Source organism: Pseudomonas sp. 24 E 13 (assembly GCF_900004715.1).
Lineage (GTDB): Bacteria > Pseudomonadota > Gammaproteobacteria > Pseudomonadales > Pseudomonadaceae > Aquipseudomonas > Aquipseudomonas orientalis_A.
In genome coordinates, this window is record NZ_CVTO01000110.1 from 2,783 (window position 1) to 4,655 (window position 1,873).

Annotated in this window: 2 protein-coding genes; one reads left to right on the forward strand and one right to left on the reverse strand. The window is 60.1% G+C overall.

Features of this window, described 5'->3' with window-relative positions:
* Positions 1 to 112: 112 nt before the first annotated feature.
* Entirely contained in the window at positions 113 to 739 is a 627-nt protein-coding gene (locus BFP90_RS10840; RefSeq protein ID WP_065896686.1) for a hypothetical protein, read from the reverse strand.
* 89 nt (positions 740 to 828) lie between these two features.
* Between BFP90_RS10840 and BFP90_RS10845 the strand changes: the two genes are divergently transcribed.
* A complete protein-coding gene (locus BFP90_RS10845) occupies positions 829 to 1,761 on the forward strand; it encodes a LysR family transcriptional regulator (RefSeq protein ID WP_065893678.1) in 933 nt (310 codons plus the stop codon).
* The last annotated feature ends 112 nt before the right edge of the window (positions 1,762 to 1,873 follow it).

Consider the following 1,873-nt stretch of genomic DNA (forward strand, 5'->3'; position numbering starts at 1 on the left):
TCAGGTAGATACGCGTTAGCTCCCTCGCCACAGGTGCGGTGTCGCACCAAAATTGTGTAGATACCTATGCTCATCGGGGGCACGCCCCTCCCACATTTTGAGGCTCGGTGTGTCAGTTGATTTCGTAGCGTACCGACAGTGCGCCCTTTTTTTCCGAGAGGGCCAGGATCGTTACCTGACCCAGTTCGCTCAGTGCTTGAACATGCGTGCCACCGCACGCGTATGCCGGCAATTCACCGAAGCCGACTTCTCGGGTGCCTTCTTCCAGCGTCATGTGGCGTGGATAATCTGCGGCGATCCACTGGTTGACCAGTTGCTGGAGGACCTGCGCATCCATCTCTTGCGCGGCTTCGCCGCGGATAAAAGTAATCTTGCCTTCACCCGGCCAATGATGCGCCTTGATCGGCATCCAGCCCAAGCGTTCGCCGGCATTGCCAATCAGGTGTCCCGCTGAGTGAAGGCGCGTGTGCAGCGCGCGGCGTGATGCATCGACCCGCGCCGTGATGGGGCCGGGTTCCAGGGGTTGATTGACGTAATGCACCACATGCGCGGCGTCCTGCGTGACGCGCAGCACCTGGCTGTCGCCCAGCCACCCGGTGTCGCAGGGCTGGCCACCGCCTTGGGGATGGAAAATCGTCGATTGCAGGATCACCGCAAATTGCTCTTCGTGAGGCGTGCAGCTCAGCACTTCCAGCTCGGCTGTCAGGTGATCGTGGGTGAAAAACAGGCGCTCGGTCATCGTGTACATCCGCATCCAGGTGATGCCGACAGTATAAATAGTGCGCTTATAGGCGATAATCCATTCAAATATCAATGGACCTGTGCGTCATGAGCATCAATCTTCCTTTGCCGCTGCTGGGTGAAATGGCGATTTTCGTCAAGGTGGTCGAAACCGGCAGTTTCTCCGAAGCGGCGCGGCAACTGGGCGTTTCACCCTCGGCGGTGAGCCGCAGTATTTCGCGCCTGGAACAGGCACTGGCAACCCGCCTGTTGCAACGCACCACACGCAAGCTGCGCCTTAGCGAGGGCGGCGAAGAGGTGTTCAAGCGGTGCCGCGAGATGGTCAGCGCGGCGCGTTCGGTAATGGAGATCAGCGGGCAATTTACCCATGAAGCCGAGGGCCTGGTGCGGGTCAGCGTGCCCAAGGCAGTGGGGCGGTTTGTGGTGCATCCGCATATGCCGGCGTTCCTGCGGCGCTATCCCAAGGTGGATGTGCAACTGATCCTTGAGGATCGGCCTGTGGATCTGATCGACGACAATGTCGACCTCAGCATCCGCATCACCGACAGCCCGCCGCCCGGTCTGGTCGGGCGGCAATTATTGCCGATCGAACATTTGCTCTGCGCAACGCCGCAGTACCTGGCCGAGCATGGCACGCCGAGCCATCCCCATGATCTGCTGGAGCACAGTTGCATCTATCTGGGCGAAACCCCCGGTGACTCACGCTGGAAGTTTCGTCGGGACGGCAAGGCGGTGACGGTCGGTGTGCGCGGGCGGTATGCGGCGAACCACACGGGCGTGCGGCTGGATGCCGTGTTGCAGCATGTTGGGATTGGCAGCTTGCCGTATTTCACGGCGCGGCACGCCTTGGAAGAAGGGCGGTTGGTGCAGGTATTACCGGCGTGGGATTTTATTGCGTCGTACCACGGCGAGGCGTGGTTGTTGCATTCGCCTACGCGCTACTTGCCGCCCAAGCTGCGCGTGTTTATTGATTATCTGGTGGAGTGCATGGCGAAGGAGCCGACACTGCGCAGTCGGTAGAAATGGGGTTAAACATGTGGGAGGGGGCTTGCCCCCGATGGCGGTGTGTCAGTCACCGAATGTGTTGACTGATGCGCCGCTATCGGGGCATAGGCATCTACACAACTCTGTA

Bases quoted from the DNA above. Each gene is read 5' to 3' on its own strand.
- BFP90_RS10845 (WP_065893678.1), top strand. From the start codon at position 829: ATGAGCATCAATCTTCCTTTGCCGCTGCTGGGTGAAATGGCGATTTTC.
- BFP90_RS10840 (WP_065896686.1), bottom strand. From the start codon at position 739: ATGACCGAGCGCCTGTTTTTCACCCACGATCACCTGACAGCCGAGCTG.